At 46.4% G+C, this 25,651-nt stretch carries 20 protein-coding genes; 10 read left to right on the top strand and 10 right to left on the bottom strand.

Annotated elements, in window-relative coordinates:
* Positions 1-70: 70 nt before the first annotated feature.
* Together MKY95_RS06070 and MKY95_RS06065 are read right to left on the bottom strand one after the other, a co-directional pair.
* Positions 71-1,531, bottom strand: coding sequence for an IS1182 family transposase (locus MKY95_RS06070; protein ID WP_339194416.1), 1,461 nt, complete (start codon positions 1,529-1,531; stop codon positions 71-73).
* Positions 1,532-1,705: 174 nt separating this feature from the next.
* Entirely contained in the window at positions 1,706-2,920 is a 1,215-nt protein-coding gene (locus MKY95_RS06065; RefSeq protein WP_047841895.1) for an MFS transporter, read from the bottom strand.
* A 256-nt stretch (positions 2,921-3,176) separates the two neighbouring features.
* Between MKY95_RS06065 and MKY95_RS06060 the strand changes: the two genes are divergently transcribed.
* From MKY95_RS06060 to MKY95_RS06050, 3 genes are all read left to right on the top strand, one after another.
* Positions 3,177-3,827 carry a peptidylprolyl isomerase gene (locus MKY95_RS06060; protein ID WP_339197601.1) on the top strand — a complete coding sequence of 217 codons (651 nt, stop codon included), beginning with the start codon at positions 3,177-3,179 and terminating at the stop codon, positions 3,825-3,827.
* 493 nt (positions 3,828-4,320) lie between these two features.
* Positions 4,321-4,584, top strand: a complete 264-nt coding sequence (locus MKY95_RS06055; RefSeq protein ID WP_036612099.1) for a YqkE family protein — start codon at positions 4,321-4,323, stop codon at positions 4,582-4,584.
* A 208-nt stretch (positions 4,585-4,792) separates the two neighbouring features.
* Positions 4,793-5,587 carry an SDR family NAD(P)-dependent oxidoreductase gene (locus tag MKY95_RS06050; RefSeq protein WP_036612094.1) on the top strand — a complete coding sequence of 265 codons (795 nt, stop codon included), beginning with the start codon at positions 4,793-4,795 and terminating at the stop codon, positions 5,585-5,587.
* Between the two features lie 135 nt (positions 5,588-5,722).
* Here the strand turns inward: MKY95_RS06050 and MKY95_RS06045 are convergent, their stop codons facing one another.
* A complete protein-coding gene (locus tag MKY95_RS06045; protein WP_076251317.1) occupies positions 5,723-6,484 on the bottom strand; it encodes a TIGR02206 family membrane protein in 762 nt (253 codons plus the stop codon).
* 262 nt (positions 6,485-6,746) lie between these two features.
* Between MKY95_RS06045 and MKY95_RS06040 the strand changes: the two genes are divergently transcribed.
* Positions 6,747-7,721, top strand: coding sequence for a ring-cleaving dioxygenase (locus MKY95_RS06040; protein WP_339197597.1), 975 nt, complete (start codon positions 6,747-6,749; stop codon positions 7,719-7,721).
* Between the two features lie 149 nt (positions 7,722-7,870).
* On the opposite strand, the gene MKY95_RS06035 is transcribed toward MKY95_RS06040, so the two are convergent.
* From MKY95_RS06035 to MKY95_RS06025, 3 genes are all read right to left on the bottom strand, one after another.
* Entirely contained in the window at positions 7,871-8,578 is a 708-nt protein-coding gene (locus MKY95_RS06035) for a stalk domain-containing protein (protein WP_036612085.1), read from the bottom strand.
* Between the two features lie 267 nt (positions 8,579-8,845).
* Positions 8,846-9,691: a hypothetical protein gene (locus tag MKY95_RS06030; protein WP_339197592.1), complete on the bottom strand. Its 846-nt coding sequence runs from the start codon at positions 9,689-9,691 to the stop codon at positions 8,846-8,848.
* 198 nt (positions 9,692-9,889) lie between these two features.
* Complete coding sequence (locus tag MKY95_RS06025) at positions 9,890-11,167, bottom strand: methyl-accepting chemotaxis protein (protein ID WP_036672371.1); 1,278 nt, start codon at positions 11,165-11,167, stop codon at positions 9,890-9,892.
* Positions 11,168-11,502: 335 nt separating this feature from the next.
* Between MKY95_RS06025 and MKY95_RS06020 the strand changes: the two genes are divergently transcribed.
* Positions 11,503-12,936: an aspartate ammonia-lyase gene (locus tag MKY95_RS06020; RefSeq protein WP_315939785.1), complete on the top strand. Its 1,434-nt coding sequence runs from the start codon at positions 11,503-11,505 to the stop codon at positions 12,934-12,936.
* A gap of 120 nt (positions 12,937-13,056) precedes the next feature.
* Here MKY95_RS06020 and rpoN read toward each other — a convergent pair whose 3' ends face one another.
* Positions 13,057-14,361 (bottom strand): RNA polymerase factor sigma-54, encoded by a 1,305-nt coding sequence (rpoN, locus tag MKY95_RS06015; RefSeq protein WP_339197588.1) that lies wholly within the window; start codon positions 14,359-14,361, stop codon positions 13,057-13,059.
* 128 nt (positions 14,362-14,489) lie between these two features.
* Positions 14,490-16,037 (bottom strand): L-glutamate gamma-semialdehyde dehydrogenase, encoded by a 1,548-nt coding sequence (gene pruA, locus MKY95_RS06010; RefSeq protein WP_339197586.1) that lies wholly within the window; start codon positions 16,035-16,037, stop codon positions 14,490-14,492.
* Positions 16,038-16,355: 318 nt separating this feature from the next.
* Between pruA and MKY95_RS06005 the strand changes: the two genes are divergently transcribed.
* The 4 genes from MKY95_RS06005 to MKY95_RS05990 all read left to right on the top strand — a co-directional run bounded on the left by MKY95_RS06005 (position 16,356) and on the right by MKY95_RS05990 (position 19,520).
* Entirely contained in the window at positions 16,356-17,279 is a 924-nt protein-coding gene (locus tag MKY95_RS06005) for a proline dehydrogenase family protein (RefSeq protein WP_076251307.1), read from the top strand.
* 171 nt (positions 17,280-17,450) lie between these two features.
* Complete coding sequence (locus MKY95_RS06000; RefSeq protein ID WP_047841886.1) at positions 17,451-18,008, top strand: MarR family transcriptional regulator; 558 nt, start codon at positions 17,451-17,453, stop codon at positions 18,006-18,008.
* A gap of 127 nt (positions 18,009-18,135) precedes the next feature.
* On the top strand, positions 18,136-18,615 hold the full coding sequence (locus MKY95_RS05995) for a hypothetical protein (RefSeq protein WP_339197583.1): 480 nt from the start codon (positions 18,136-18,138) through the stop codon (positions 18,613-18,615).
* A 29-nt stretch (positions 18,616-18,644) separates the two neighbouring features.
* The gene (locus MKY95_RS05990; protein ID WP_339197579.1) at positions 18,645-19,520 is read left to right on the top strand and encodes an SDR family oxidoreductase; all 876 of its coding nucleotides are present in this window, start codon (positions 18,645-18,647) and stop codon (positions 19,518-19,520) included.
* A gap of 368 nt (positions 19,521-19,888) precedes the next feature.
* On the opposite strand, the gene MKY95_RS05985 is transcribed toward MKY95_RS05990, so the two are convergent.
* Positions 19,889-21,289 carry a collagen-like protein gene (locus MKY95_RS05985; RefSeq protein ID WP_339197577.1) on the bottom strand — a complete coding sequence of 467 codons (1,401 nt, stop codon included), beginning with the start codon at positions 21,287-21,289 and terminating at the stop codon, positions 19,889-19,891.
* A 419-nt stretch (positions 21,290-21,708) separates the two neighbouring features.
* Between MKY95_RS05985 and MKY95_RS05980 the strand changes: the two genes are divergently transcribed.
* The gene (locus tag MKY95_RS05980) at positions 21,709-23,394 is read left to right on the top strand and encodes a sigma 54-interacting transcriptional regulator (RefSeq protein ID WP_339197574.1); all 1,686 of its coding nucleotides are present in this window, start codon (positions 21,709-21,711) and stop codon (positions 23,392-23,394) included.
* A gap of 46 nt (positions 23,395-23,440) precedes the next feature.
* Here MKY95_RS05980 and MKY95_RS05975 read toward each other — a convergent pair whose 3' ends face one another.
* Positions 23,441-25,510 (bottom strand): hypothetical protein, encoded by a 2,070-nt coding sequence (locus MKY95_RS05975; RefSeq protein ID WP_339197570.1) that lies wholly within the window; start codon positions 25,508-25,510, stop codon positions 23,441-23,443.
* Between the last annotated feature and the right edge of the window lie 141 nt (positions 25,511-25,651).

Here is a 25,651-nt window from a genome sequence, read left to right as displayed (position 1 = left end):
ATTCATTTTAAATCAAAAAGGCTATATTTCGTTCACATTGGAACGGAATATAGCCTTTTTCTCTATCCTTTTACTTTGAGTCTTCCATGAGTGTAATGATTCGCTTGAGATTAACAGTAAATATGGCCATGGCACCTTGCATTTGCATGCCAACAAGACCCGAGGACGATGCAACATCATACCCGTGTCTGTGCTTGAGTTCGCTATTTTTCGCTTCAATTTTATAACGTTCTTTCGATTTTTCTTTGAAACTATCGCTACTTTGAAATGCCTCATGTTCCTTATGTTCGGTCGATTTGATGGTTACAGAATAGGTTTTACTTTTCGCACCTTCTTTATAGCACCCGTCTTTCATTGGGCATACTTTGCATTTTTCAATGTCAAACATGTAGGTATTCTTTTGGTTATTATTCATACCTTTCTTACCTGTGCGCGCTCTTTGAATCGCCATATGTCCAGCTTTACAAACGTACATACATGCATCTTTATTAAACTCAAATTCATCTTCTTTTTTACGAGTTCCTTGTGTGATATTAGGGTTTAATTTTGATATTAATTGTAGTTCGTTGTGATTGGCATATTGAATATTATCTTTTTCAGAATAGGCAGTATCTCCAATGACGGTATCGATCTTCATACCTGTGTCACGACTTTTTTCAATGAGAGTTTGGAGTTGTTTTCCATCACTTTTCTCACCAGTCGTAATTACCGCAGCTGTAATAATTCGTTCTCCATTCATAGCAAAATGTGTTTTGTAACCGAAGAACGAGGAGTCTGCCGTTTTGTGACCTATTCGTGCATCTGGATCATTGCTGAGTTGAAAGTGCTCATGGTGATCAGCTATGATTTCTTTTAAGTAGTTCAGCTTTTCTTTCACCTTTGGGTATTCACGGAGAGATTCTTCTTTTTCTACTGCATCTACAACTTTTTGGCAATAGTCCAGTTCATCAGATAATTCGTTCGTCGTTGTTTTCGGTGGGAATTTATCCTTCATTTTTTCATCGATCTTGTAAACGGATTTTCTCAACAACTTAGACTTTTGCATTAATATTTCTTTGGGTGATAGCTGATTAAATCGCGCTTTCGTATGGGTGGCATCCACAATAATTGCGCTGCTTTTGATAATTTCTTTCTCCAACGCGATCTTCATGGTCTTTTGAATTAGTATGTCGAGGAGGTTCACATCTTTCAAGCGAAGCTTGCGAAACTTCGTTAGTGAACTAGAATTAATGACTTCATCTTCAGGCGCCATATCTAAAAAGTACTTAAAGGACATGTCATATTTAGAACGTTCCACAACATCCGCATCGGATACATCGAAAATGGATTTCAACAATAGGTATTTGAACATTCGAATGGGAGGCACTGCATTGCGACCATTGTCGAGGCAGTATCTATGCTGCAATTCTACCTGAACAAATGAAAAATCTACGAGATCATTGATTTGACGAAGCATATTATCTTTAGGTACGACGATATCGTATATGTCCATAAATGCACTAAGGTTAAGAGATTGTTGGTTTGAAATCATCCGAGACACCACCTGAAATTAATCATTTAATTATACAGGAAAACAAATATCCCTCCTCAAAAAAATGAGGAGGGATATCTGTTTATAGATGTTGGACTTTTTCAGTGGCCTCGTAATTTCACAGCGTCATCTTTTTTGTTACCTGTAAGTTCACTTACTCTTGGTGATTTAGCATCATCGCTTAGCGGAAACCTTACTTGCCACTGGCAGTTTGTGATCCAATCCTGACCACTTCGCTACAATCGCAGTGATGATCAATGCCACTCCATTAATAATAAATATCCAGCGTATCGGCAGCCAGCCCCCAAGTACACCACCAATAATCGGTCCCGCCATCGTCCCGATCTGGGCAGCGGATTGATTCAGACTAAAAGCCCTGCCCCGGAAACTCGATGCGGTAGCCTGCACAATCATGGCGTTAATTGCCGGAAATACAGCGGCAAAGAATAAACCATACACAAATCGTAAAATGCCGAATGCGATATAACCTGTTGTAAAGAACTGCAGAAGATTCCCTACAGCCCCACCAACCAGTCCAATGATCAACACTTTACCGTATCCAATCCTTGAACCAATCTTGCCCCAACGCGGTGCCATAATAACTGTTGCTACCCCCACCGCTGAGAAAATAATACCCGAGCTGAGTGAGGCACGATCCGGCTGAACGCCCATCTCCATCACATAGACCGTCAATAATGGCTCCAGAATCATGACGGAGAACGTACATATGCCCATCATGCCAAGCACCGTCATAAACAAACGATTCGCTCTTGCTTCACGAATGTCATCCATGACGTGGGAACGCGCTTTGTTCCGGTTGAAGTTCTCTTCTTTTACCCAGAAGGTTGCGATGATCGCGGAGACTAACACAACAATAGCCGAAAACAAAAATGCATTCCGGTTGCCATAATAATGACTCACCACGCCACCAATTAACGGTCCAATAATACCACCAGTGGCTCCTGCAGTGGACATAATACCAAGTGCATAACCAGTCTTCTCTTCAGGTGTATTTGTGCCTACCAGGGCAATCGCTGCTGGAACAAACCCTGCAAGCAGACCCTGGAACAATCGAACAACAATCAGCGAATACGGGTCCTGCACGAAATAATTGATTAAATACAAGACGGCAAGGCTGTATCCCGACCGGATCAGCATGGGCTTGCGTCCGTATTTGTCAGCCAGTGATCCCCAGAACGGAGACACGAGTGCACTCGCAAGAAACGTAATGCCAAATGCCAGTCCTGACCATAACTCCAGGTGATCACGAACCCCCAAGTCAGCACTTAGAAACAGAGGCAGAAATGGAATCGAGATCGAATAGGCGGTGCTGCAAAAAAATACACCAATCCACAATATGACCAGATTGCGCTTCCACGAGAAGTTCATATACCCGCACGCCCTTTCCGTTACTGACGCCGGGACTGCCGTGTATTGGAGCGGACGGAACAGACCCGTACGTCCCCGATGCGGAAGCATTTTCCTTATTTTACACCCATCATTCCATGAAGGCCATCCCTTGTTCACCACAAACACATGTATTACATTGCCATCCTGTCCACAAAAACGGTATGATAGTTGGGTAAATATCCAAATATGATTTGGAGAAAATATATAATGCAGAGATGCAAGGAGGAACGTTTTTATGTCTTTACGGTGGAAAAAAACAACCGCAGTATCGCTCGTTCTTGCGATGCTGCTTATCGTCATTAGTGGTTGCGGACGCCCTTCGAGTGGCGCTACAGAAACACCAGCTCCAGTTGAACCAACGGGTCCCAATCCGGTAGCTACTATTGAAATGGCAGATGGACAGAAGATCGTCATTGAGCTATATCCGGAAATTGCGCCCAATACGGTGAACAACTTTATTTCACTAGCGAATCAGGGTTTCTATGATGGCACAATCTTTCACCGTGTTATTCCAGGTTTCATGATTCAGGGCGGAGATCCAGACGGTAATGGTCGAGGTGGCCCAGGGTATGCCATTAAGGGTGAATTTACATCCAACGGTCACAAAAATCACCTGAATCATACCCGCGGAGTCATTTCCATGGCACGCGGAGATAATTTGGATTCGGCTGGTTCTCAGTTCTTCATCATGTTAGCTGACGCGGATCATCTTGATAATGCCTATGCTTCCTTTGGTAAAGTAACCGAAGGTTTAGAAGTCGTTGATGGTATTGCAGCTCAGAAAATAAGCAAAATCAAGGACAAACCCGATACCGATCAGGTCATGAAAAAAGTTACGGTAGACACCCATGGTCTGGAGTATCCAGAGCCGGTAAAAGTGCCTTAATCAGCAGCTTAGCCAAACAGATGAAACCTCATTTTTATATCTCGTTAATGAGTTAATGAACTGCAAAACAAACAAAAGCTCTGTCCTGTGCGTATCTCGCAAGGCAGAGCTTTATTTATTGATTTTAATGATAACGGTTACATATATGACTTTATAAAAAATGACCTCTTCCGGCATCATCCTCAATACATCCATCCCATCAAACGTAACCAGCCGATAATCGCAATCCATAACGGGCAGCTAAAGGCAACGCCCCATGCAAGCCCTTTCAGTAAACCACGGTTTACTTCCACGAACAACGACTCCTTTCTCCAGGGAATAGTCGCAGTATCGGTAATAGTATATGATTTTATACCCGTTTTCATTCGTCACGCAACCCTCGTTTTCCTGCTTTTGTTCCGCAGATTCATGGAATGCTTTACGGGAACCTGATATACTATGACTACTGTACGATAAATGGAACCTGATTCATGTTTGGAAAGGAGATTTTCCTATGGCAAAATCCAAAAAACGCACTCCTGCTCCCAAAGCAGCAGTAGCACAGGATAAACCCACAACACTGAAGGATCTGCTTAGCAGTGATGTGCTGGAGAAGCTGAAAGCTCAGGCGGATGAAGCCAAGGCTGCCGAGGCGGCTCTTAAAGAGCAGGAACGTCAGCAGGCAGAAGAAGCTCGCCAAGCGGAGCAGAAGCGCCGGGATAACGATTTCGAGTATTTGCTCAATAACAGTGCAATGGACTGGAAGAAACATAAGTAAACCAGGGCATGACCTGAGGGTGTTTCCTACCATTCACATGCCAAAATAATATTACAGCAGACAGATCATGAAGATGATCTGCTCACAGAACAGGGCCGCATTGCGGTCCTGTTCTTTTTGATATATACACATATGATTCACGCATCTTGAGCCGGGTATGTTAGAAGTAGAGCGTACAACGATAATCTAACTCATGGAGGGATCAGAGATGACAGAACAACGTTTGGAAGGCAAAGTGGCGATTGTAACCGGAGGTGGATCGGGTATTGGTCAGGCTACTGCTATTCGATTCGCCGAACATGGGGCCAAAGTGTACATGCTGGATCGCACACCCGAAAATGCGGAGGAAACCAAGCAGACGATTGAAAAGGCTGGCGGAGAAGCGTATGTGATCGAATGTGATATCTCCAAACCGGATAATGTGCAGAAGGCAATCAATCAGGCTGCGGCTGAAGCGGGTAAACTGGATATCATATTTGCGAATGCCGGCATTAACGGAACGATGGCCCCGATTGAAACGATGGAAATTGAGGACTGGGACCAGACGATGGAGATCAATATGCGCGGAACCTTCGCAACCGTCAAATATGCTATTCCTCATCTGAAAGAACATGGCGGCAGCATCATTATCACTAGTTCCATCAACGGTAACCGGGTCTTCTCAGGGATTGGTTTCTCTGCATACGCTTCCAGCAAAGCGGGACAAACTGCATTTACCAAGATGGCTGCACTGGAGCTGGCTCGTTATAAGATCCGTGTAAATGCCGTTTGCCCGGGAGCCATCGATACCAACATTGATGATAACACCTACCCGTCGGATGATCTGAAAGAAGTACAGATTCCTGTTGAATTCCCTGAGGGTCACGAACATCCGCTCAAGGGCGAACCTGGAACGTCGAAGCAAGTGGCGAACCTCGTTCTGTTCCTCGCTTCCGATGAAGCCTCTCATGTTACAGGTACACGAATCTACGTGGATGGTGCGGAATCTCTGCTCCGTGGATAAACATATAAAAGCTGGCCCCATTCAGGGACAACGCCCAAACATCCCGCAAGCGACCTGATCCAGTCAGGTTACTGCGGGATATTTTATTTATAAAGAGTTTATAATACGGCGCAGACGCAACTACAAGGATTATCCCTATACCGCGGAGCTTTTACCTTTTTTCACACGATGCTTCAACCGATCTGGAATGGCAAAGAGCAAAATGTACATTAGCGAGAACAAAACTAGCGCAAGTATCTCTTCCCCAAGGATGTACATGGGATACGGACCTAGCATATCCAGCACCGAGGGTGTACTCGGCTTGTGTCTCAAAAACATATAATTCGCGTCAAGCATGACATCTACAATGTATACAATTAGTGCTGCCACATTCACAAATATCATCGAACCTGCTACAGATCTCCAGCTAGGTCGCAGCTGTTCTACCCAGGTCATGTAGAGTAAAGCCAGAATAATGCAGGCATGAGCAACGAAAAATTGAATAAATCGAAAATGTGCATAACCATAACCCAGATTAGGAGTCAGGATCGCCATAAGGGCTCCGGCAATGCCTGCAAACAGCAGTGCAGTATGCAACAGTCGACTGCGTGTCAGTAGTAACAACGCCGATAATAGCAGAGACAGACTGCATAGTTCGAGTGGCAGTGACGTCTGCAGGCTCCATATCCCTCCATACACATACCAGAGCTGCAGCACGATTTCGGAGGCAAACATGATACAAGCCAGAACAATCCGCAGTATGCGGCGTGCCCTCTCTGACCATGATCGAAGATGGTGTCGAAGCAAAAACATCAGTACAATCAATGCTGTAATTACGCTAATTGAAACGATATGTGAAGTGGAGAACAGGATAAACGGCTCTGCATCATAAGGGTCCAGCCATGGTGGATACGCCATGCATCTCTTCTCTCCTTTACAAGGATTTCACCAACAGTATCTCTCTTTAATGTTAACTTTTTCATTTTGCCATTGAATGAAAGTGCTGTCCAGTTGGAATTCTAAATAAGCATTGTAATTTAAATATCTTTATGTTAAGATAAATTCAGAACCAAAACAAACGAAAAGTTAGTAACTTTCTTAATCGAAATACAATATACCGCACTTAACAAACGTTCAACTGAACATTTACACTATCCCATTTCATCTAGGAGGAATTATTATGCAAATCAAAGGACTTCACCACGTATCCGCTCTAACAGCACATGCCGATCAGAACTATCGTTTCTACACCAACATCATGGGTCTGCGCCTCATTAAAAAAACAGTCAACCAGGATGACGTGTCCGTCTACCATCTCTTCTATGGCGATGAGAAAGGCAATCCGGGTACCGAACTTACCTTCTTCGAGATTCCGATGGCCGGACAGACTCGTGAAGGCGTGAACAGTATATCTGGCACGTCACTGCGCGTTCCAAGTGATGCAGCACTGACTTACTGGCAGCAGCGTTTTGACGAATTCGAAGTCCCACATGGAGAGATTGTTGAACGGGGTGGTCGTGCCACGCTCTCGTTCACAGACTTTGAAGGTCAACGTCTGATTCTGGTCTCGGATGAAAACAATACAGGTGTCGCTGGTGGTAAACCATGGGATCAGAGCCCTGTGCCTGCCGAGTATGGCATTGTAGGTCTTGGCCCTATCCATCTTACGGTAAAAGATGCTTCCCTTACCGCTCCGGTTCTTACCGAACTGCTCGGTTTCAGAGCTAAAGGAAGTTATCCTGCCTTTACTCCAGGTCAACCTGATGTACTCGTTTTTGAATCCGGTGAAGGTGGCAGCGGCTCCGAGGTGCATGTTGAGGAACGGAATGACCTTGCCCAAGAGCGTCCTGGACGTGGTAGCGTACACCACGTTGCGTTCCGTGTGGATAACGAAGAAGAACTCAAACAATGGGTGGAACGGGTTCGTAACTTCCAATTCCCTAACTCCGGTTTTGTAGATCGCTTCTACTTCCGCTCCCTATATTTCCGTGAAGCAAACGGTATTCTGTTCGAACTTGCAACCGATGGTCCGGGATTTGATACAGACGAAGAATTGGAGCATCTGGGTGAATCGCTTGCTTTGCCTCCATTCCTTGAAGGTCGCCGCGCCGAGATTGAAGCTAACCTGAAACCACTGGATACCATGATCCGCTAATATTCGTAACAAAAAGAAAATAAAAACGATGTTCACCAGGCAACTCTGAATACCGGATACGGTTCAGGAATCGCCTAGTGAATCATCGTTTTTTTATGTTTATGCTTGTCTTGCCCCTTCTGTAAGGTCGCAAACTTGCAGATTGTGTTTTACTTCGTCAGATACGATGTTGTGAGCGGTACAAACAGAGCCGAACCCGGATCTTCAGATACAATCTCTACATAGACAGCGTCTGTACCTTTAACATCCACATCTAGACTCATCATACCGCTTTCTGGAGTGATATTGAACTTTTTGAGTGTCGCGAGATCCTGATCATAGATATGAATCTCCTGATTTCCTTTCAGCGCGGCAAGTTCCAAGTGCAGAGAAGAATACTTTTTACCCGTATTAATCTGGATATCATCCCCCTGTTTCGTAGGATCATTATGCAGATAAACATCCTTGTAATCCTTGCCTTTATATGTGGTATCCTTAGGATCTTTGGTGTGCCAAGCGGTAGATCCCAGTACGGATGTTCCAAGTGCACTCAGCGTTACTTTTCCGTTGGTTACGGGCGCAGATCCATTCGTTCCGCCAATCAGGACGGATGAAGTTGCACTGTCATAAGTGATCTCTGTCCCAAGCAAAGATCCCACAGCACGCACAGGCAAATAAGTCGTTCCGTTGTAAGTGATAGGCAACACTGTTTTACCATTGGCATCTTTGGCTGTCACCGTGGCACCATTCATTTTTAGCGTAATCTTGCTGTTCAGATAGGCTTTAATCTGTTCCAGTCCTGTTGCTGCGAGTGCACCTGTTCCGATCCCAATTGTTAATGTGCCTACCATCAAACCCAGTACAACTTTTTTCTTCATCAAAATCCCTCCTGAATGTTAAAATGATTTGTCCTTTATACATTTAAACGACTAAAGTGATAATGTCAATTGTTTACTGCATTTTTAGTACACATTGCCTATTTCCGGGCAGCACAAAACGAGGCTGTATGTCCCCATTTTTTTCAGCCTCGCCCAGTTTCCCACTGTCCGTATACGCAGAAAGGAAATATTCTTGTCAGTTGTTCACTTAACTCCACAATCGAGAACTTTTAATTCCCACTGCACTATGATATCAACAGGATGATATCAATCAAAAGATTCATAATATTCTTCTTCATACACTTCCATGCTGTACTTCAAATCTACGGCCTTCCACTCGCCATCTTGATACTCATAAGCAAATGTCAGATCACCCGCATACAAAGCCGCACCGTAAGATCCTGCTGCTGATACGACAAGCTGGCCATCCTCTACACTGTAATAGGTAACTCCACCGAACCCCAACTCTTCGTTATATACGCCGCCACTCGTATCTTCCTCGATCCGTAAAGGTTCTGCTTGAACGCCATCAACGGCGACATCAACATCCACACGGTCTGATCTAACCGTAACTTTTGACTTCACATGTTGTTTCGCAATCTCATCCAGAGATTGCATCTTCATCTCTTCCAGCGTTACCGGATTAATGATACGTGCTTGTCCCAAATAAATACCTGTTCCATGACCTTCCGTGTACAAAACGATAATTTCTTTCTGGCCGTCTCCATTCAGATCCAACTCGTGCACTTCGGGTTTGTAAGACCCGCCTTCTCCCTGCCAATCACTAAATTCTTGCACTTTGCCGTCCACTTCCAAAATCATTCCGTTATATATATATCCTGAACCCTCAACTTTCATAGGGTATAATCTGACCTTCTCATTCTCTGGAGCTACCGAAACGTATTCCTCTTTCACGGGAATCGATTCCTGTGTTGTCTTCGCTGTGTCATGCAGTTTATCTATATTGGAAGCCTCGCCCACTGCGGTCTGGCTGGATTGATCATCTATGTTAAGCTGTTTTTGCGATTCATTCATGGTTCTGGCAGCCGAAGTTGTACTAATCGTAGCTACCGCCAAAATAATCATCAGCAGGATACCTGTCCAAGTTTTCAATATACTGGGCTCCTTTATCTGTTGTGATAATCCTATTATATCTTCATTTATCGCCTGCAAGTTGCGAATTTGTTAATCTTTCATAAAATAATCTTTACAAATTTTCGTTTTCACGAAAGAACGTTCGGCTTTAACCAGAATAAGCAAATTATCATGCCAAAACTGTTCTCCAAAAACAAAAAAAATTCCGAATACAGCTTAAGGCTGCATCCGGAATGCTTTGGTTTTGTCCAATAACCGATCGGTTAATTGTCTCAGTTCTTCAGCCGAGGATGAAATCTCCTCCATGATGGCTGTCTCTTCGTGTGCGGCATCCATAATTCGTCTCGCCTCATCTGAGAACGATCCGGCTTTGCCCTGGATTTTCTTCACATGACCGTGCGTTTGCTCCACGCGACCGGTCTGTTCTGCAATCTTGGAGCCGATATCATGCGCACCCTTCATAAATACTTCCACTGTGCCTGTCAGTTCATGCAACGTCTGATCCACAGAGACGGTCCGCTCCGATTCATTAACCACGAGACCATGCTGCTCATGAGACAGTTGGGCTGTCTCCCTGATCCGCTCTTGCACACGACTAATCAGCTCATTAATACGGTGTACCGATTCCTTACTTTCGTCTGCCAGCTTGCGGATCTGCTGCGCCACAACTGCAAAACCAGAACCCTCTTCGCCAGCTCGTGCAGCCTCAATGGAAGCATTCAGGGCAAGTAACCCTGTTTCCTCTGCGATGTTTTTGACAGACTGGGTAATTACCTCGATATCGGAGGCTTCCTTCTCCAGCAACAACATAATATCGCGGGAACGATTGTGCGACTCGGCCAGCTCGTCCATTCCTTTCATCAACGATGAGAAAGTCTGTTTGGTATGATCCACCGATCGTTCCATCTGACCGGACATCTCTGTCATATCCATGGACTGGCTATGCATACGCTGGAAATCGTTCAGCATCTCATCCGCAGTGATCAGAGATTGATGGGAAGTGACCTTCTGCTCTTCTACGCCTACCGCAATATGATCCACCGCATCCGACATCATCTCGATCTGTTCAGCGGCCTGGGTAATTGCTTCACTCAGAGACTGTGCGTTCTGTGAGGTCGTTCTTGTACTGTCTGCAATATCATTTACAATGCTTCGAAGGTTAGAAACCATTGCGCGAAAAGCATCATATAATACAGTAAGTTCATCCTGCGTGCGTCGCTGTGGAATTTCGGTTGTCAGATCCCCCGCTGACACCTGCTGTGCAGCCCGGGACAGGTGAACGATTGGACGAGTCAGCCAGCGTGAGGCAAACCATCCCAGAATTCCGTTCCAGCATACTCCCATGATCAGGATAATCGATATGTATACCCAATTCGGAATATCTAACGTAACCCAATCTTTGACAAAAAATATAAAAAAGCCGCTAGTTCCGTAGGTAATAATCGAAATCAGTACCAGACCTGCGACAGTCTTTGCTCCTAAAGTCCATTTCATGTGCACACCCCGTAGTCCTTTTTTCCTATTTTACCAATCAAGTACCAAATTTTATGTGATATACATCACTGAAAACGTTCTGTTCCCCCTTATACTTGCCGTTCATGCATGACTTCTCTACCATATAGCGCATAATGTATAAGACAAGCTTAGCCACCCCTCCCTTTCTTAAAAATTGAATAATATTCCATTTAATATCCCTAATTTTATTTATTATCGGCACAAGAGGCCAAATGATTTAGATTGGCATCCATTTTGCTTAAATGATATACTGAGTGCGCTTCAGCAACGCTGGAGCCGAACTATTTTTATTGATGCCACTGGAGGCGAACGAGATGTCTACTATGTCCACACGGACGGAGAAAGATTTTATCGGTGAAAAAGAAATCCCGGCTTATGCTTATTACGGAATTCAGACGGTACGGGCCGTGGAAAACTTCCCGATTACCGGCGTTCCGGTACACCGGGAGCTGATCACTGCTCTGGCTGCGGTGAAGAAGGCAGCAGCGATTACCAACATGGAGTTGAAGATGCTGCCGAGCAAGATTGGCGATGTGATCGTCATGGCAGCTGAAGAAATGATGAAAGGACATCATCTGGATCATTTTATTGTAGACTCCATTCAGGGCGGTGCAGGCACCTCCATGAATATGAATATGAACGAAATTTTGGCCAACCGCGGGCTGGAGCTGTTAACCAAAAGCAAGGGAGACTACTTCCATTGCAATCCCAATAATCATGTGAACATGTCCCAGTCTACCAATGACGTGGTACCTACAGCACTGCGCATTGCGGCGTACCAACTGTCGGAGACGTTACTCGCTACCATGAAAAGACTACAGGATGCGTTCCGTAAAAAAGAAGTGGAATTTAACGATGTGGTCAAGGTTGGCCGTACCCATCTTCAGGATGCCGTACCTATTCGCCTTGGACAAGAATTCGGAGCTTATGCCCGTGTAATCGGACGGGATATTGAGCGTCTTGAATTCGCCAATCGCCGCCTGCTTACCATTAACATGGGTGCAACTGCGGTAGGTACAGGACTCAATGCCAAACCCGAATATATCGTTAAGGTTACAGAGCACCTGTCTGATGTTACCGGACTACCACTACAAACAGCTGAGCATCTCGTGGATGCAACGCAGAACACAGATGCCTATCTGGAACTTTCAGCGGCGCTGAAGGTATGTGCGGTTAGCCTTTCCAAAATCTGTAATGATATTCGCATGATGGCTTCAGGTCCACGTGCAGGATTCAATGAATTGCGCCTGCCACCGCGTCAGCCAGGTTCGTCCATTATGCCGGGCAAAGTCAACCCCGTTATGGCAGAAGTCATTAACCAGGTATCCTTCCAGGTGATGGGGAACGACCATACGATCTGTATGGCGTGTGAAGCCGGTCAATTCGAGCTGAATGTCATGGGCCCAGTTATTGCGTTCAACTTGCTGCAATCGCTGAAAATTATGAATAACGGCATCGATGTTTTCACGCGTTATGCAGTTGAAGAGATGGAAGCTAACCGTGAGCGCTGCGAATTAATCATGAAGCAAAGTTTCAGTGTGGTTACGGCGTTGAACCCACACTTAGGTTATAATGTGGCAGCTTCCATCGTGAAGGAAGCGCTCAAGACTGGACTTTCCTTGCAAGAGATTATTCTCGAACGTGGATTGCTGACACCGGAAGAACTGGAAGAGATTCTTCATCCGGAACAGATGACTACACCAGGGATTGCCGGAGAACACTTCCTGCGTAATATGGAACGTTTGTAGGTAATCAGGAAAACTGATGCAGCAACCCAAACACAAATAATTAACAAGAACCCTCGCAAACCGTTCATCCGGTTTACGAGGGTTCTTGTATTCAGAGAAGATAAGACGCCAGCTATTCGATTAAGCCCACCGTTTACGCTCAAGGGAAGGCAGAATCTGAAGTTCCTCCCTGTACTTGGCAACCGTTCTGCGGGAGATGACAATCCCCTCCTCGGCGAGCAATGTGGACAAATGACTATCCGAGTATGGACGCTGAGTCTGTTCCATGCGAATGATTTCTTTTAATCTACGTTTCACCGCTGATGCTGATGTTTTATCCCCTGACGTTGTACTGATTCCCGAGTCAAAAAAAGCCCTGAGTTCATATACACCATGTGGGGTCTCAATGTATTTACCGTTCACCGCACGACTTACCGTTGATTCATGCATGCCAATCTTCTCTGCAATAACAGCCAGATTAAGTGGTTTTAGCCCGGATGGGCCTTTGACCAAAAAGTGCTTCTGCTCTTCCATCACTGCTGCCAGCACACGCACTAAAGTTCTGCGCCGCAAGTGTACACTCCGAATGATAGCCCTCGCTTCTGCCACCCGGGTAGACCAGATTGCGTCCGGAGCCTCTTCCCTGATCCAGCGGAAGCACGCTTCATTCATCGATACCCGAGGGTTACCTGCTGCATGCAAACTATAATGGACCTCACCGTTACGCAACCCAACAATGGCATCCGGAATAATGTAATGTGGCCGTTCCGTACATCCGATCGATCGACAGGGCTTGGGGTCCAGACGTGTAATATAGTCATAGGCGGTCTGAGCTTCCTGCGAAGTCATGCCTAATCGTCTCCCTGTTCTACCTGGGTGAAAAGGAACCAGTGCTTCCAATCCCGCTTCCACCATCCATTCCGCATTCAGCGCGGCTGATGGATCACGTCTAATCTGGAGCAACAGACATTCTTGCAGATTCCGCGCCCCTACACCAGCAGGTTCCAGCGATTGGAGAAGCTCCAGTCCCGCTGCAATTTTGCTCATCGGAAGCCCAAGTGTTGCTTGCACCTCTGCCAGTTCAACCGTCAGATAACCATCATCATTAACGCACCCTGCCAAATATACGGCCATATTTTCCAATTCGTCTGGAATTGTCATCACTCGAATTTGCGCAATCAGCAATTGTTCCAGAGTAGGTTCGGCACCTTTGGCCTTAAGCAACGGATCATAAGAATCATACCTGCGCTGATCCATTCGCCGCGGAATCCGGGCGAGGGGCGCAGCTTGTTCTTCCAGTTCAAGTACAGGATTTTCCTCCGCTGCGTCCAGCAAGTAACGAGTCAGATCCTGGCCAGACATGGTTAGCAAATGAAAGGATTGTTTCATCTCCGGCGTGATGGACAGCCGAATACGTTGTTCCTGTACCAACTGAACACCTAACATCCGTTACCCTCCTTATGCCTTCGGCAATAAGCATCTGTGTTTCTTATACGAACAAAAGGATTTGCAGGGATAATAGCATACTATTCAAGCGAATGTAAGAAGTTTTTAGTTGGATTATGAGTTTCTGTCTAGTATTTCTCCGACACCAGCTTCGCCTGGGTAAACAACAGCAGATAGTCTCTTCCACCTGCCTTGGAATCCGTGCCTGACATGTTAAATCCGCCAAATGGATGTGTGCCTACCAGTGCTCCGGTACATTTCCGGTTGAAATACAGATTACCCGCAAAGTATTCGCGTCTTGCCTGTTCCAGATGTTCACGATTACGTGAGATCACCGCGCCGGTCAGACCATAGTCTGTATTATTGGCGATATCCAATGCATCCTGGAAAGATTCTGCTTTGATGAACGCAAGCACAGGTCCAAAAATTTCATCCTGAGCAATCCGGGCTTTTGGGTCCACATCGGCAATTATGGTTGGTTCAATGAAATAACCTTCAACGTTCCCTGTACCGCCACCGTGCACAAGACGCCCCTCACCCTTGCCGATTTCAATATATTCCGTGATCTTTGCATATGCCTTGTCATCGATAACCGGCCCAACTTGACTGCCAACTTCAAGAGGACTACCCATCGTCAGTTTCTGTGTCCGTTCAATCACTTTTTGCAATACTTCATCATATACATCCTTATGAATAATGGCACGGGAACACGCCGAACATTTCTGGCCTGAGAAACCAAATGCCGAAGCGGTAATGGACTCTGCCGCGAGTTCCAGATCACTGTCACTGTCTACTACGATAGAATCCTTGCCGCCCATCTCTGCAATAACCCGTTTGACCCACTTCTGACCTGGAGCTGTTCGTGCTGCACGTTCATTAATTCGCAGTCCCACATCTCGGGAACCGGTGAAGCTGATAAACCGGGTGAGCGCATGATCCACGAGATAATCACCCACTTCACTGCCTGGTCCTGGTAAAAAGTTCACAACGCCATCCGGCAGACCAACTTCTGCGAGCAGCTCCATAAACTTGGCGGCAATCACCGGAGTTGTGCTGGCAGGCTTCAAGACCACTGTGTTGCCAGATACCAGTGCAGCCGAAGTCATGCCTGCCATAATCGCCAGCGGGAAGTTCCAAGGTGGAATAACAACACCAACACCCAGCGGAATATAGCTCAGCTCATTATCTTCCCCTGCAATCCGCACGAGGGGCTGCGGTTCACTCAGTCGCTGCATATCCCGTGCATAGAATTCCATAAAATCAATGGCTTCTGCTGTATCCGCATCGGCTTCAGGCCAAGTCTTGCCGGCTTCATAAACCATCCATGCAGAGAACTCATGCTTGCGACGGCGCATAATGGCAGCTGCTTTGTATAGATAACGAGCCCGTTCATTCGGGTCAGTATGTTTCCATGTGTGGAATGTCTCCGCTGCTGTCTGAATGGCCTTTTCGGCCAATTCCTGATCTGCCTGATGGATCGTTCCGACGACTTGATTCTTGGCTGCGGGGTTCACTGAAGTTAACGTGCGGCTGCTTGTTATTTTTTGCCCACCAATAATAATCGGGTACTCCTGCCCAAGTTCAGCTTCTACCTGACGAAGTGCGTCTTCAAATGCTTCCTGGTTCGCCTGGACTGCAAAGGGTGTGAATGGTTCGTTAACAAAAGGGATATTCATCAATGATTCCTCCTTCAGGATGTGGGATTCGCTGGCTGCTCGCCTGAATTATTTTGCATGTTACTCATCACCAAATATATGTAGCAAAATCCGTGCCAACTCCGGTTGAGACTGAAATATTTTTCTCGTTAAATTTAACTAAAGAAAATTCACACGGGCCACTCCGATGACAGAATAAATTCCGATCGCTGTTATCCCCAGATTTTTTGATTCCTTTTTATAAAGTTAAAATCTCCATGAAAAATAGTAGACCATCGCCAAATCTGGCACGTTCCTTGCTTGAATTAATGATGCACAATGCCGAAGGAGGAAACGAAAATGAGTGTGGGAACGGAAATATATCGCAAAACCTTATTAACCGTGGCAGGCAACAAAGCTGTAGAGAACCTGTCCATTAGATATGGTAAGAAGCTGGCAGGCAAGTTTATTGCAGGAAACACCTTGGAAGAAGCTCTCGAAGAGATCCACATACTCAATAATAAAGGCATTATGGCTACACTCGATCATCTGGGCGAAGGCATCACTCGCCTGAGCGAAGCGGCATTGTACAGGGATGAGTATGTACGCCTGGTAGAAGGCATTGCACGTGAAGGCGTAGACTCCAACGTCTCGCTAAAACCAACCCAGATGGGCCTCGCACTTGACCCGGAAGAGGGTTATCGAAATATCCGTACCGTTGCCACACAAGCCAAATTACATGATCTTTTTGTCCGAATTGATATGGAGGATAGTCCATTTACTCAAGCGACGCTGGATATTGTCCGAAGACTGCACTCGGAAGGACTGCATAATACAGGCACAGTATTGCAAGCCTACCTGCATCGCACCGAAGAAGATACGCGTGATATGATTCGGGAAGGCATCCGGCTTCGACTGGTTAAAGGTGCTTACAAAGAACCCGGATCAGTCGCCTATCAGAATACTTCTGAAGTCATTCATCAATTCAAAACGATGATTCGTAATCACCTCGATCAGGGTGTGTACACTGCGGTTGCCTCGCATGATGATCACATCATTAACTGGACGAAACAATACGCCAAGGATCGGGGAATCTCGCCGGATGCCTTTGAATTCCAGATGTTATATGGTCTGCGGATGAGCGAACAGGAACGTCTCGCCAAAGAAGGCTATCGCATTCGCTGTTACGTACCTTATGGCACCATGTGGTATCCGTACTATACCCGCCGTTTGGCCGAAAAACCGGCTAATCTCTGGATGGTCGTTAAGAATATGTTCCGATAGTTATTTTCCATCTGGATCAATATTTATGAAAAAAGACAAAAGAAAACCATGTCGCCTCTTTCTTTCTGGGCACATGGTTTTTTGTGTACGAACACTTTACGAGAGCATCCAACTTGACGAATGGTCTAAACAAAAGTTGACAACTATATAGTTAGGCACCATACTATATGTATGGACAATCAAAACAAATCAACAACTGATATGTACCTCATCCCTTCGTTAGTACAAACGAAGCGTCAGGTTGATCGCTATCAATTAGACGTGGATGCACAAGCCGTGCTTGTCGCATCCAGACTGATGGTAGCAGGAGCCAAACTTGGGCATGCTGCAGAAATCCATTTCTCCAGATTTGGTTTATCGACAGGACGATATCGTCTGTTGGCAGATCTTGAAGATCACGAAGGAGAAGAACTGCCCTCCCAACTGGCGGAAAATCTGGGTGTAACCCGTGCTACCGTAACTGGTCTAATCGAGATTTTAGAACGCGACGGACTGGTTGCTCGTCGGACGAGTTCCGTTGATGGTCGTCAGAAGTCAGTCATTTTGACCGCCAAAGGTGCGAAGAAACTAACGGATATGGCTGCGGAACATTTTGCCAGACTGGAAGCGATGGTTGGATTACTTACGATCGAGGAAAGGAGTGTGTTTCTCAACCTGCTGGGGCGTGTAACACAAGGTATTGCTGCACTTACAGATGAGTCACACGACTTCTCCGAACCAAAATCCTAGGAGCATAACGAAGAAAGGTGAACCGGGCTAGTTCAACTAGCCCATTTCCATCGCCATATAGTTAGGCTCCTAATTACTTATAGATGAAAGCAAATCAGTGATTTCTAAACAAAAAAGGAGTAGTGATATGGTTAACCTTAATGACCCCATTCCTTCCGAGGAAGCTTATCCAAACCGAGCTGCTAATCCTCCCCCAAAACCTTTTGTGCTGTGGCGTGAATTAATCCCGGCCTACTTGTCTCCTGCCATCATGGCAAGCATCGGGGGAATCGTTACCGCTGATGAAGTCCTTCAGTTACGAGCTTTAACAACGATTGGAGGGGCGTCTCTGCTTATGGCTCTATGGGCCGGACTCTGGCTTCGTAACCGTAAGAACCGCACACGGTGGGTGGCAAAAGCCCCCCGAATCATTGTCGTGGGCTGCTTGGCACTTGCAGGCGCAGGGTTTGGCTTGGTGGCGGCGTGGGGGATTTCTAATGTATTGCAGATCGTAAACCCGAGTTCTTCATGGGCTTGGTTGGATCATATTGGGTTCGATTTTCCATTGTCCGGTGCAATAGCTTGTACGATCATGACATGGCGCTGGCGAGCTTACATTATCAAATAAACAAGTTCATTATAAGGAGAGATTGAAACATGATTACTATTATTGGAGCAACAGGCATGATTGGAAATGTACTTTTGAGACGTTTGATGGAAAGAGGTATTCCCGTTCGGGCAGTAAGTAGAAAGCCGGATAAGCTTCGTCAACAAATGGCGGACTTGGCGTTGTCCGGGATTGAAATCTGTGCTGCCGATGCAAATGATTCCGAATCCATGCGCAGAGCTTTGGCGGGTACCAGTCAACTATTTCTAGCGTTATCCAACAACCCTAAACAAGTGGAACTAGAGACATCCATTATTCAGATGGCTGCGCAAGAGGGAGTCAAGCATGTCGTCAAAATATCCAGCCCAGCATATGACGAACGTTCACCAGTAACTGTAGCAGGCTGGCATGAACAAATCGAGCAAGCTCTAGTGAAATCCGGGATGACATATACGATGCTGCGGCCCTATGCTTTTATGCAAAATCTGCTCCGACTCGCACCAACCATTACAACTCAAGATGTATTCTTCGGCTGCATTGGAGATTCCCCGTGCAACTTCATCGATTGCCGAGACATCGCAGATATTGCCACAGAAGTGCTGACTAGAGACAAACCAGTGAACCGCATCTATACGCTTACCGGTTCCGAAGCATTCACTTATGCACAGATTGCAGATAAAATGTCCACCCTGTTCAATCGTCCGATCGTATTCTTCAACCTCAAACCCGAGGAGCTTCGAACGGATCTGATCGAACATGGACAGATGCCTCCTTGGCTTGCAGACCACGTTGTGGAAATTCAGACGATGTCTTCCGTTGTGCCAGAGAAGCCGGCGGATACGGTCCAACGCTTGCTTGGCAGAGCGCCGCGTTCACTTGATGCATTCCTGAGAGAACATCGAGATGCATTTAAACCAAGGCTGTAAACCAAGTTATACAATAACGAAAAGGGGCTCTCTCGCTCCAAGCGCTAACGACCCCACCGCATATTAAAGCGATAAACAAAAATGCTAAGTTTAACGAACTTCAGCGTTCTAGAGGATGGTTATGAGCTCTACAGGAATCCTAGCCGGTAATAATGTTTTTAATGAGAGAACTTAACTATTAATTAAGCTAAAGTCTAGCCACTCAAAAAGAGCGGCTAGACTTTATATTATGACTCTTTTAATGCGAAAATTATTAAAGTGAGAACTTCCCATGATTTGCGACCGAAGACTGTCAACCACTAATTATGAGATAGGACCACAATTTTAAATGTCTATTTTTCTGGACACACCCATTTATTATTTAAAAGTTAACCACTTAACTGTTGAATAAGAATAGAAGCATTAGCATTGGTCTGTGTTCCACCTGCTAGTGTTTGCAGACCAACAGCTGATGCGCTGGAATGATTCCGTAATGTCAGCACATCACCGGGAGCAGCCGTAATAATGACCATGCCTGGATTCGGTTGAGTCCCAGCTCCTGAACCATAGACACTGCCACCTACAGGGGCTCCGTTTTGATAAAGGGTGAATTGGTTTGCCTGCACACCTGCAACGTTGAAAAACACCGCATAGTCCCCGGCATTACCAATAATAATCGCAGCGGTATTGGGCGCATGAGTAATATTAGTAAGATTTTGGTTGCTGTCGAAGATTACATCCGCTTCAATAGCTACAGTTTGAGCTGAAGTATTAAAAATATAGGCATAAGAGGACAACCCTTGCCCTGCTGTACCGGTTGCTCCAGTGACACCTGTTGTTCCGGTAACCCCAGTGCTTCCTGTTACTCCCGTAATACCCGTGGCTCCTGTTACTCCGGTAGCCCCGGTACTTCCCGTTGCTCCTGTAACACCAGTCGCTCCTGTCACTCCAGTAGCTCCAGTGCTTCCCGTTACTCCCGTAATACCCGTGGCTCCTGTTATTCCGGTGGCCCCTGTAACGCCCGTTGCTCCTGTCACTCCAGTAGCTCCAGTGCTTCCCGTTACTCCCGTAACACCCGTGGCTCCTGTCACTCCGGTGGCCCCGGTGCTTCCCGTTACTCCCGTAACGCCAGTGGCTCCTGTTATTCCGGTGGCCCCTGTGCCTCCTGTTACTCCCGTAACGCCCGTGGTTCCTGTCACTCCGGTGGCCCCGGTGCTTCCCGTTGCTCCCGTAACGCCCGTCGCTCCTGTTACTCCGGTGACCCCGGTGCTTCCCGTTACTCCCGTAACGCCCGTGGCTCCTGTTACTCCGGTGGTCCCAGTGCCTCCCGTTACTCCCGTAGCTCCTGTCACTCCAGTAGCTCCGGTGCCTCCTGTTACTCCCGTAATACCCGTGGCTCCAGTGGCTCCAGTTACACCCGTTGTGCTCAGCGTTTCTCCCAATAACTCCTGGGATACCAATCGGTGAGCCGCGACTAATTCGCCTGCGGCATTTTTACCCCATACGGATATTTGTGCTTCTGGAGCAGCCGTGTCTGAGGTTGAAAATACAAACTCAAAAGCATCAAAATTCCCATTATAAACTTTGGTTATGACCTGATTAGGTGATACATTGAGCAGTTCTTCTACATATAATGTTCTGACTCCATTAAGGTAATAGCCCCGAAGAAGCACTGTGAACACATCTGTCGCATTCCGGTTATCGATTTTGACCGTAACGGATTGAGTTAGTCGGATCCCCGTTATTCCTGAAATATTATTCTCAATGGGCCCAGTTGATAGAATCGCCATTTCATCACCCTCCTTCGATTGAATTCATTCATTTCAGTCCTTGGTATAGTATTATTCAGACGATACTTAATGGTGTGGACAAATTGAGAGTCAACATATAGAATCACTTAACCTGCCCAGTGAATGTGTTGAGATTAACGAACTGATACTGTCATGTTCATGAATGCTTCACTTTCGCTTCAGTTTGAGAGCGTATTCTAGTTGTACAAAACAAAATTAACCACTATTTCCGATTGTCTTATGTATGATTCATGTCAAAAAATCTATACACACTTCACTTTGAAAGCTATAATATGGATAACTATCTCACTCAAATATTTCCATTTACTCCGATCATAAAAGTTCCTTGTAACAGGTACAGTTCTGAAAGTTATGCCCTAACTGAGGTGATATCGATGAAACATTTACTTCCAGAATTAATGTCTTTATTGCGTACGGATATGGATGTTCTGGATACAGACCTCCCCACACTTACCATTCCGTCATCAACATCGTTGGTAGATGCCTTCTGCTTATTCGACACATCTTCTTATTTATTCATTCAGGATGATGGCCCTCTATTGGGATATATCGCCGTATCCGATGTTTTGCATGCCATGATGCATGCGCATCGCCTAATAGAAGCTTATTTTGAGACCACACTGGAGACAGCGGGTTCAGCTCTGACATTAATTAATGAAGATGCCAAGGTGGCCTACTGGACAACTGGCGCGGAGCATGTTTTTTCGATCAGCAAAAAAGACATCATCGGACAACCCGCAGCGGACTTTTTCCCTCCAGATCGGTTACAGTCTCTCAAGACGTTGTATACCGGCGAAACGGTCTATCGCAAACAGCATCAGCCACGGCCCGACCTCTTCGCCCTGATTAATGCTCGTCCTGTCCAACTGGATGGACATATTGTGGGTGCAGTTGCTGCCGAAGTGGATATAACAACCGAAATCCGATTACATCAGGAACTATTACATATGACCTCCAAAGTCCAGCACCTGGAGAAAGCCGTTGCTCGGCTACGTCCCGAATTAGATCCATTTGCCAGAATCAAAGGCAGCAGCCCGGTCATCAAGCAGTGCATGGAGACCATTCGCAAGATCAGTACCACCTCAGCAACCGTACTTATTCTCGGGGAGAGCGGCACAGGCAAGGAGTTATTCGCCAAAGCCATTCATGATCTTCGTGAATTGCAGACTGCACCGTTCATCGCTATTAACTGTGGAGCAATCCCTGCTTCCTTGTTCGAAAGTGAGTTATTCGGCTACGAAAAAGGTGCCTTCTCCGGAGCAGATCCCAAAGGCAAAAAGGGCAAGATTGAGCTTGCCGAAGGGGGTACTCTTTTTCTGGATGAGATCGGTGAGATGCCATTGGAATTGCAAGTGAAACTGCTTCGGGTGTTGCAGGAGAAGAGTTACTTTCCTGTGGGGGGAACGCGTATGAAACAGGCCGACTGCCGGATTATCGCAGCAACCAACCAGAATCTAATGAGTATGATTTCCCGTAATCAATTCCGAGAAGATCTCTACTATCGGCTGAATGTCATTAACCTTGTCATCCCTCCTCTGCGTATTCGCAAGGAAGATATATATGAATTAACCCAGACGTTCCTTCAAGAATTCTCATTGCTCTATAACCGTCATATTGAGTTGGTTCCACCTGAAGTATTCAAGTTGCTGTTCCAATATGATTGGCCAGGCAACGTACGTGAATTACGAAATGTGATCGAACGCCTGACCATTCTGACGACAGATGGTGAGGTGAAGCAGGAATATCTGCCCGATACCCTCACTTCCCTCACCATGCAAGAACAGTCCGAAATTCAACTGACATCCGGAATCCATTCACACGCCAACAACGAAAATCAGCAACGTCAGGATTCGGCGGGAGCAGAACAAGAACCTCGATCCGTTGCAAATGTGGACGAATTAGATACCTCGAATGATTCCGAACTTGTCTCAGGTGTTACCTACCAGCAAAAATTGGACACCTATGAGGCGCAGCTTCTAATTCAATATCTGAAAGCAGCAGATGGCAACAAACGAACCCTCGCCAAGCAACTTGGCATCTCCAGGGCAACGCTCTATAATCGCATGAAGAGGCTTGGTCTATGACCAGCCTCTTCTTGTCGTTATTCTCGGTATATGAATGAATAGAACCCTACAAAATCCGCGCCAAGCGAGTCAGCGCTGTTCTGAGATGGCGATAGAATGTCGCCCGACTCATGGAACACGTCTGGGCTGCGGCAGTTGGATTGCCAGCATGCGTCCAGTAGGCTGCGTATAACAGCATCTGATCCTGCGGAGATAGGCCATGCACTCTGCCCTCCAACAGATCCATGACATACAGCTGTAACTGGATCCCATCCCTTGCTCCTGCAACCCTGCCAGCATATTCATGCAATTCTCCTGGAGAACGAAGGTGCCCCAGCATCTTGCGAACCTCCTGTTCCGACCAGATGACACCATCCACTTCTGTTGTTTCCGGCTGTATACGATCTTCTGTTGATTTCGGATCAAGCAGGGACATAACCCACGCTCCGAATTGCCCACTACGCAAATCCAAATCAAGCACATCTGCCGGGTCCTCATATCTGTCACAAGCACGGGTTCGGGTTCTCCGCATCTGAAAGCCAATACTCAGCAGGAACAACTTCAGATGAGGATTCGTTGCAATCAATATCACTCTCGCACCATCACCCAACAGAGACAGTCGGTCCAGTGCCATATACCCCACCAGTTCTTCTCGTGTGTAACCAGGCACGTCATCTCTTGCCGCAGCCAGCAAAGCAAAGTGAGTATCACTTTGATCCGGATCATTGCCAAGCTCCTGTGGTGTGAAGCATTCATTCATCTCATTTGGAAAATGCTTCAGTAGCAGACCGCTACTTTCCCTATGTACTAGCACTGTAATGAACATGGCGATCGGCTCTCCAAGCTGGTCACGCATCAATACGATCCCTTCGGGATAACGGTGCGCCAGCTCATCCAGGAACGGGCCATAGAACACGGCCTGATCTGGTGCCACGCTGTACTCACACCATTGTTGTAACAGCCTGTGCAGCGAAGGCAGATCCTCTTGTTTCATCGTTTCAAGAGGGGAGAACAAGGAATCACGGGACACATCCGCGTACTTGCGGAATTGAAGCATGGACTCCTGACAGAGCAACAACATCTTCCGGGCAATCTGGCGGCGCTCATGCGAACCTGCCTGTTCATGTAGCGGTTTAAGCAACTTCGCGATTTGGATACGCATCGTCTGCAACCGATGCGGCTCACGTTGGCGCAAATCCCGTAGCAGATGCACCCTGCCCATGTCATGCAGGGCAAGACCATCCGGGCCGGAACGAATAAACGACATCTGTCTCAGCATGTGGTACTCTTCTTGGGTCACAGTCATATCCAGTACAGATGATAACAATTCCTGATTTGCTGTTCCAAGCAGGGTTAACACCTCCACCATGGGATGCAGACGAGGAATCGTCAGTTCCAACAGCAATCGGGCACTAATCATATGCGACAGTTCAGCCCATTCGGCATGGGGAAGATTCCGTCTCTGATCCGCAGCTTCCACAGCAAGCGCCAAACCCAGCGGATGTCCATCGGTCATTCTCGTAATAGTACCTGCCATCCCCTGATTCAGAGAGCCCGCAACCGAGATATACTCCGAAATCTCTTCGACGGTAAAATGTTGAAGCTGCATCTGTACAAACCGCTGATGCAATCGGGGATGTGTCCGCCAGGCGGATGCAAGTTCTGGGCGTGATGCCAGAATGACAAGTATCCCTCTTAACGGAAGTTTGGATATGAAGACTTCCATGAACCAACTTTCCAGCAGTGCGAGTTCTTCATAATTATCCACTGCCAGGACCAATCGCTTCTCGACCGAAGTGTCTTTCAGCAAGCTCAGTGGTCGCGGATATCCGTCATTATCCAGTGTTTCCAACTCCAAAGTAGAGGACAAATATTCCATAAAAACGGAAGGCGTTGCGCCGCATGATCGGCCATCCATCCATATTGCCGTCGCACCTTGATCACGAGATACGGATAACATCTCTGAAAGCAAAGAAGATTTACCGATGCCTCCCATACCCGTAATTGAAAATATGGTCAGTGGCGCTTCCGGATGATTGAACCACCGCTCCAGTGTCGTCAGTTCCTTGGTTCGACCAATGAAACGTTTGCCATCCTCAACATATTTGTCGTATTGAGCCTCACTACTGTTTCCCATATATGTCCTCCGTACTAGATACTGGTACTTTTAATATACTTTTTTCTCTCACAAAATTGAGACTATATTGAGACGCGCAATTGCATGTGAAGTGATAGAATCTTGTTAAAAGCCAATTTATAGTAAATATTCAAAACAGCG

This window comes from Paenibacillus sp. FSL P4-0176, assembly GCF_037975265.1.
GTDB lineage: Bacteria > Bacillota > Bacilli > Paenibacillales > Paenibacillaceae > Paenibacillus > Paenibacillus amylolyticus.
The sequence above is the reverse complement of the archived record's forward strand: the minus strand, read 5'-3'. Positions and strand labels throughout refer to the sequence as shown.